This is a genomic window from Pantoea sp. BAV 3049, from assembly GCF_009765445.1.
In the GTDB taxonomy this organism is placed as follows: Bacteria; Pseudomonadota; Gammaproteobacteria; order Enterobacterales; family Enterobacteriaceae; genus Erwinia.
Map to the genome: position 1 here is coordinate 2,779,275 of NZ_WHOY01000031.1, position 7,599 is coordinate 2,786,873.

The 7,599-nt window shown below is 56.9% G+C and carries 6 protein-coding genes and 1 pseudogene; all 7 read right to left on the reverse strand.

The genetic code is table 11. The annotated features are described in order from the left end of the window. Positions 1-75 precede the first annotated feature (75 nt). Positions 76-2,358 carry a TonB-dependent siderophore receptor gene (locus GSQ70_RS14010; protein WP_158783111.1) on the reverse strand — a complete coding sequence of 761 codons (2,283 nt, stop codon included), beginning with the start codon at positions 2,356-2,358 and terminating at the stop codon, positions 76-78. A 316-nt stretch (positions 2,359-2,674) separates the two neighbouring features. Beyond that, positions 2,675-3,907: a beta-ketoacyl-ACP synthase gene (locus tag GSQ70_RS14015; protein WP_199257263.1), complete on the reverse strand. Its 1,233-nt coding sequence runs from the start codon at positions 3,905-3,907 to the stop codon at positions 2,675-2,677. Beyond that, on the reverse strand, positions 3,904-4,635 hold the full coding sequence (locus tag GSQ70_RS14020; protein ID WP_158783112.1) for a 3-ketoacyl-ACP reductase FabG2: 732 nt from the start codon (positions 4,633-4,635) through the stop codon (positions 3,904-3,906). Before GSQ70_RS14020 ends, GSQ70_RS14015 begins: the two co-directional genes overlap by 4 nt. Continuing rightward, entirely contained in the window at positions 4,632-5,108 is a 477-nt protein-coding gene (locus tag GSQ70_RS14025; RefSeq protein WP_158783113.1) for a hotdog family protein, read from the reverse strand. The genes GSQ70_RS14020 and GSQ70_RS14025 overlap by 4 nt, the downstream gene beginning before the upstream one ends. Further along, positions 5,101-6,258 carry a beta-ketoacyl-[acyl-carrier-protein] synthase family protein gene (locus GSQ70_RS14030; protein ID WP_158785316.1) on the reverse strand — a complete coding sequence of 386 codons (1,158 nt, stop codon included), beginning with the start codon at positions 6,256-6,258 and terminating at the stop codon, positions 5,101-5,103. Before GSQ70_RS14030 ends, GSQ70_RS14025 begins: the two co-directional genes overlap by 8 nt. Continuing rightward, positions 6,258-6,824, reverse strand: a complete 567-nt coding sequence (locus GSQ70_RS14035) for a DUF3261 domain-containing protein (protein WP_158783114.1) — start codon at positions 6,822-6,824, stop codon at positions 6,258-6,260. Before GSQ70_RS14035 ends, GSQ70_RS14030 begins: the two co-directional genes overlap by 1 nt. Further along, positions 6,821-7,599, reverse strand: a pseudogene (locus GSQ70_RS14040) (MMPL family transporter); the annotation flags it as partial. The pseudogene GSQ70_RS14040 and the gene GSQ70_RS14035, both read right to left, overlap by 4 nt.

A 7,599-nucleotide genomic window follows, 5' to 3' on the forward strand; every position in this document is an offset into this window, starting at 1 on the left:
AATTGAATAATGACCTGCTGTTACTCTGAAAGTTTATTAATACTAAAAAAAGGGCCGCCTCAACGGCCCCTCAGGTCAGAAGTCATAAGTCATCGACAGTTTCAGCTCACGCGGATCGCCCTGATAGATATAGGTACCGTAGCTTTCCACACCAGACCAGTATTTCTTGTTGGTGACGTTGTCCACGCCCAGACGCCAGGTCAGATCGTTCTCCTGCACCTTCATGCGATAGCGCAGGCCGAGATCCAGCGTAGTGTAGCTGTCGAGCTTTTTAGTGTTGGCCTCGTCGGCATACTGAGAACCGGAATGGGTCATCCGCGCCAGCGCCGTCAGGCCCTCGATCGGTTTGATATCGTATTCCGCACTCAGTACGGTGTAGAAGTTCGCCACGCCGACGGCATCGTTACCGTCGTAAGTGCCGTTCTCGGTTTTACTCATTTTTGGATCGAGCCAGGTGGCGCTGCCGTTAAGACGCACTCCGTAAATCGGCTCGCCAAAGACATTCAGCTCCACGCCACGGTTGCGTTGCTCACCATACAGGCCATAGGTGTTGGTCGCCGTGTTAAGTATTCCGGTTGGTTTCTTAATATCAAACAGCGCCAGCGTGCCGCCAAGCGTGCCGTAATCCAGCTTCACCCCAACTTCATTTTGTTTTGACAGCGTAATACCCGTCACCTGACCCGCATTGAGAGCCGTACTCGGTGCCGTCGCGCCAGGCTGGAGCGCCTCTATATGGTTGGCATACAGTGAGATCGCCTGCCACGGTTTAATGACCAGACCATAACCCGGCGTCCAGCGCGATTTGGTAAAGCGCGCATCCGTATCTTCAATTGCGGTACCGTAGGCATAGTTGCGCACCGTCACTTTCTGATGACGAGCGCCGACGGTCAGCAGCACTTTGTCATCCAGCAGGCCCAGCGTATCCGCCAACAGCACCCCTTCATTACGCAAGCGGCTGGTTGGCCGTGGATCGCTCAGACTGCCGCCAAAATAAGTGTTGGCCGGTTCCGGCACGTCGGCAGTGTCATAGATGTTGGTCGCTTGCGGGGCCAGCGTCATGCCATAGGCGGTTTTTTCGCGCTCGGTTTCGGCAGCATAGCCGATATTCACATTATGGCTGACAAAGCCGGTATCAAACTTGCCACGAATGCCAGCCATGCCGCTGAATGCATCGATAACTTTGTTGGTATCCATACGGCCAATGGTGGCGGAGCCGTCAGCATCGGTCAGGGTTGGTGAAGCATAGGCACCGATCTCTTTCGAGTGCTGGCCGCCCACTGCGCCATAAGCCGTCCAGTCCGGGGCGAAGTCATACTCTGCACGCGCCATACCGAATTTGCTCTCCAGATTACTGAACACCCAGTCCTGGCTGTAGTTACTGGTGGCACGCGGTACCGTGGGGACAAAGTCAACTTTACTGATGTTAATGCCCATACGGCCGCCGTCATAAGCCTGTTTCTGATAGCCCAGATCGAGCGAGGTACGTAATTTATCTCCACGATAATCCAGACCCAGAGAAGCCATAGTGGTACGACGTTTTTCATTATCCACCGCCGTTTCGCCCTCACGGTGCAGTACGTTGACGCGGACTCCCCACTGATTGTTATCACCAAAACGGCGTCCCACATCCAGCGAAGTGCCAACCTGAGAGGACGACGAGTAATCCACTCCCAGCCGCGTCAATGGGGCGTCATACGCATGTTTCGGCTCGATATTGATCATACCGCCCACGCCTGACGAACCGGGGCCATTCATTAACGCATTGGAGCCTTTGAACACCTCCACTCGTTCAATCATCTGCGTGGATACCACCTGGCGTGGCATTACGCCGGGCAGACCTCCAAAGGTCATATCATCCCCATTGAGATCAAATCCACGGATACGGTACGTTTCAGCATAGTTGCCGTAACCTTTAAGGTTTTGGACCGAAGCATCATTCGCCACCACATCTTTCACGGTCGTCGCCTGCAGATCCTGAATCATTTTGCTGGTATAGCCAATAACGTTAAACGGCACGTTATGGGCATCCTGTTCGCCCAGCATGCCTATACGTCCACCATTGGCAATCTGGCCATCCAGATACGCCGGGACTAACTGGTCGCCGCCCGGTGTAAAGTGATTATCCGGGGTTGCCGTTACCGTCATAGTCTGCTCATTGCCTGCCGCAGCGCCGGTATTTTTGCTGCTGGCGGTAATCGTTTTTGGCTTATCGGCGGCGCCTGCTGTTTTCGTGGCCGATTTATTGGCATCGGAAGCGATATTCGCTGTGGCTGCGATCACTGGTGCAGCAGCAGAACCGATCAGCGCAGCCAGCAGAGTGACCCGGAAGCGACCCTGGGGTGATGAAAAATGTGCCATGTTATTTCCCTGAATTAAAATACAACTGAGAATCATTATTATTCAATTCCTGATTATGCTCAGACGATTCTTAATTGCAAGCCTGATTTCCAACTGTTAACTCACTGAATGAACGGAAAAAAACCTGCAGATTTAACAAGGTTAAAACTAAGATTCTGAGGGAAAAGACAATTTTTCGAGGCGTGAAAGGAAAATGAAAGGGCGGAAGGGGAAAAAAGATTTCCACCCGTGCAATGAAAAGAGAGCCACGCGCGGAATAAATCCGCGCCAGCTCTCGCGGCAATACTTCATCTTGCGACGGCTACCTGGTTTGCCGTTACTGTGGCCAGCAGCGAAAAATCAGCGAGGTGTTGATGCCGCCAAAGGCAAAGTTATTCGACTGGATATACCGGGTTTGCAGCTCACGCGGCTGATGCATAATGTAATCCAGCTCGCCACAATCCGCAGCCGGCTCGATCAAATTCAGCGTTGGGGCGAACCATCCCTCACGCATCATCTCAATACTCATCCACGCTTCCAACGCACCACAGGCTCCGAGGGTGTGACCGAAATAGCTCTTCAGCGAGGAAATCGGCGTGCGGTTGCCGAAAATTGCCGCCGTCGCCAGGCTTTCCGCTACATCACCGCGATCCGTTGCCGTGCCATGGGCATTGATATATCCAATATCTTCCGCCTTCAGCCCGGCCAATCGCAGCGCACCTTCCATACAGATTTGCATGGTTTCCCGCTGCGGTTGGGTGATATGCGCCGCATCGCAGTTAGTGTGGAAGCCGACGATTTCCGCATAAATCGTCGCGCCACGGGCCTGAGCATGCTCCAGCTCTTCCAGCACCAGCGTCCCTGCCCCTTCCCCAATTACCAATCCGTCGCGCTTTGTATCGAACGGAGATGGCGTAGTTTCCGGCGCATCATTGCGCTGGCTGGTGGCAAACAGCGTGTCAAATACCGCCGCTTCAGAGGGACAAAGTTCCTCCGCTCCTCCGGCCACCATCACCGTCTGGTAACCGTGACGGATGGCTTCCCAGGCATAACCTATGGCCTGACTGCCAGAGGTGCAGGCGCTGGAGGTGGGGATCACTCTTCCCCGCAGGCCAAAGAACAGCCCGGTATTGACCGCAGCCGTGTGCGGCATCATCTGAACATAGGTGGTGCCGGTGATGTTGTTAGTGTGTTTTTCCGTCAGCATGGTGGCGAACTCGCTCACCGGGCCGGTGCTGCCGGTTGAGGAACCGTAAGCAATACCTGTTTCACCATTGGTCAGAACCGGGTGCTCCAGCAGGCCAGCCTGCTCCAGCGCCAGTTCACTGGCGCGGGTCGCCATCAATGAAACCCGGCCCATCGAACGGATGCGTTTACGGGTGTAATGATCGGGCAGCGTAAAGTCATCTACCGGTGCGCCCAGCAGCGTGTTCAGGCCGTCATAAACCTGCCACTCCGGCATTTTTCTAACGGCATTGCGGCCACCCCGAATCTTCTCCGCAATCTGCGGCCAGCTGTTGCCAAATGCGGTCACGCCCCCCATGCCGGTTACCACCACGCGACGCATCACAGCATTCCCCCGTTGACTGAAATAACCTGACGGGTCACATAGCCTGCAATATCCGACATCAGATAGCTGGCCAGCCCGGCGACTTCATCCGCCTGCCCCATCCGCTTCATCGGGATCATTTTCAGGGCTTCGTCCACCGCCAGCGGTTCCATCTGGATCATGCCGGTGTCGATCAGACCTGGTGCGATGCAGTTAACGGTAATTTTGCGCTTCGCCAGCTCAATCGCCAGCGCCTTTGTCGCGCCGATAATCCCCGCTTTAGCCGCGCTGTAATTCACCTGCCCCCGGTTGCCCATCAGGCCGGAAACAGAGGAGATCGTCACAATCCGCCCGCCTTTGCGCAGGCCGATCATCGGCATGATGCAGGGATGGATCACGTTGTAAAAACTGTCCAGATTGGTGTGGATCACGCTGTCCCAGTCGTCTTCGCTGAGAGCCGGGAAAGCGCCATCCCGGGTAATCCCGGCATTGCTGACCACGCCGTAATAGGCGCCATGAACAGCAATGTCCTCTTCCAGCTGCGTGCGGCACAGCTCACGATCGGCGATATCAAACCCCAGGCAGCGCCCTGTACCGCCAGCCTGCTGGATCTGGCGCAGCGTTTCTTCTGCCCCTGCGCGATCGCTGTGGTAATGCACCACCAGCTTGAAACCGTCGGCAGCCAGGCGCAGAGCGATTGCCCGGCCAATGCCTTTGCTGCCACCCGTGACCAATACTGAACGAGTCATGCGTTTTTACCCTGTCGCAAAAGTTGTTGTAGTTCTTGTGGGTCGGGCTGATAGGTGTTCAGCCTGCCACTGGCGTAGCGTTCGCCATTAATAGTGATCATACCGTCGAAGCTGCCGATTTTCTCGTCACGCATTAACAGCGTAACGGTGACGACCAGCTCAGCTCCGGCGGGAAAAACAGCCTGGTTACAGCGGTAGCCGCGCCCGCCCAGTAGCATCCCCGGCGAGGGTTTACCGTCATGAAGTTGACGACCATGCCAGCCGGACCATACGCCGATGGTCTGGGCGATAATTTCAATCCCGAACCAGGCTGGCAGCTCTCCGATGGCGTTGAGAAACGGTGCCAGAATACCCTGCTGACTGACCACCACCCGACAGCAGGCACGCTCACCGGAGACGGAAATCACCTCGTCCACCAGCACCATCGGTTCGTCGTGGGGCAGATACTTCGCTGCCTTCGTCAATTCAGCCATCATACTTTCCCAGAATCAGACAGGTGTTGTTACCACCAAAAGCAAAAGAGTTACTCAAAACATAAGGCCGGGCCAGCGGTTCAGGACGCAGCAGCAGCCCACAGGGTGCCAGCGTATCATCCGGTTCGCTGTGGCTGAAATCCTGCGCGGGCAGCGGAATGTCGCTGGTCAGCAACAGCCAGCTTAGCGCGGCTTCACAAATCCCCGCCGCCCCCAGCGTGTGTCCGGTAAGGTGCTTCGTGGAGCTGCATGGAACCGCCTCACCAAACAACTTGTTCACCACATCGGCTTCAATCTGGTCGTTCAGCCGCGTTGCCGTACCATGCAGATTGATATAGCCCAACGCTTCAGGAGCCAGCCCTGCCTGCTGCAATGCCATGGTAATCGCCCGCACTGCGCCCTCACCTTCCGGATGCGGTGCGGACATATGCCAGGCGTCAGAGGATTCACCGGTTCCCAGCACGGCCACTTTCTGCGGAGAGCGGGTCAACAGCATCAACGCGGCCCCTTCTCCAATGGTGATACCGTCGCGCTGGCGGCTGAAGGGCACACAGCGTTCAGCCGAGAGGGATTCCAGGCTGTCGAAGCCGTTAACTGGCATCCTGCTCAGCGTGTCCGCCCCGCCGACGATAGCCACATCCGCCAGCCCGCTCTCGATCAATCTTTTTCCGCTGATCAGCGCTCTGGCGCTGGACGAACAGGCAGTCGACAGGGTGTAAGCCGGGCCCCTCACCTCAAGGTACTGCGCAAGGAAGCGGGAAGGATCGCCCAGTTCCTGCTTAAAGTAGTGATAATCTTCAGCCTCGCCGGAAACGAAGCGATCCGCTTCATCCAGCCCGGCAGTGCTGGTGCCCAGCACGATTGCAACACGGTCGCGGCCAAAAGAGGCAATCGCCTGCTCCACCTGCGGCTGAATTTGCGCCAGGGCTGCCAGCAGCAATTGGTTATTACGGCAGCGGTGTGCTGCCAGAGACTCAGGAACCGCGGGCAATTTCGCCTGAACTTTACCGGTCCAGCAGGGCTTGTCATGCAGCAACCAGCCGCTGTCCGGGCGCATGCCTGGCGCTTCGCCCTGTGCAAGGTTGCGCGCAATGTCTGCCATGTCGTTGCCCAGCGCGTTAAGCATGCCTACTGCCGCAATGTAGATCATCATGAGTCCAGATTCTGAATAATGATTTGATAGCCAAATGCAAACTGCTGAATGCTCACCGGCTGGCGCTGCGTCCCGCGCTGCAGATAGCGTATCTCGGTAATCAATTCACCATGATTGTCCCGCAGCTGGCGTCTGTCGCCGCTGTCATTTAACGTCCAGCCCGCAGGCAGACGGGGCTGCCAGGCAGCAATCGGCCAGTGGCTGAGCATGATATCAGCCAGCACCTGGCTGGCTGGCGGCATCTCCGGCAGCATAACGGACTGCTCGGTGTGAATACCGCTTTGATCGTAGCTGACGCGGAACAGACGGATACCCACGGCGGAAAGTCCGGCCAGCGTCAGCTGTTTATCATCCGCACTCAGCAGCACCAGCAGAGACTGCTTTTTACCTTTGAACGTGCCGGTCAGCAGTTGCTGCTGATTAAAAGAGGGCGTAATACCCGGCGCAGGCAAAGTTATCCGCACCCCCGGTTTTAACCAGGCCTGCGGCGTGGTCTCCGCGGGTTTGCGGGCACAGCCTGCCAGCAATAACAGGGCCAGTCCGGCCACGGCAATCAATCTCATCTCTTTTTCCTTTTTGGCGGCATCGCCAGCGGAGCCAGCAGAAACGCGGTAAAAATGCCGCTGCACAGGACGATGCCAAAGCTGGCAATAGCCTGAGTGCTGCTGAATACCAGCATCCCCAGCGTCAGCAACGTGGTCACCATTGCCAGCGTGACCGCCAGCAGAGAAGTTATCGGCGTTCCCCGGGGATTACTGAAGAACAGGGTATAATTAATTCCGATCCCCAGCACCAGCACCAGCGCCAGCAGGGAAAACAGGTTAAGCGGGTGTCCGGAGAGCGACAGCGCCGCCAGCCCGCCGCCAAGTGACAGCACAGAAGGCAGCACGCTGATCGCGCCCTGACGGATACCCAGCCGGAGCATAAAGCTTAACGCAATCGCCACCAGCGCCGCACCCAGCAGCAAGCCGAGCAGCGTGCGGTAAAAGGCAAACAGCCGATCAAACGTGGCTTTGCGGTCAATCCAGCTAACGCCCGGCAGTGATTCAGCCAGCCCTGCCAGTTCAGCACTGTGCGTCACGCCTGCCACCGGCACCAGCACTCCGCTGCGCCCGTCTGGCAGCGAGAGCCATAACAGCCGCCAACCTTCGCTATTCGGGCTGTTAAGCCACGCCTGCGGAGTCAGGGTCATGGCGCTGAGATCCAGAGGAGCAACCTGCACGCCAGCCTGTTGCAGCCTTGCCGTCACGGCAGGCGCTGCCGTTTGCAGCAGGGCGAGATCTTTCTGCTGCTGCGCCAGTGAAGAGAGCGGCAGCATACGGTAATCACGCAGCCAGT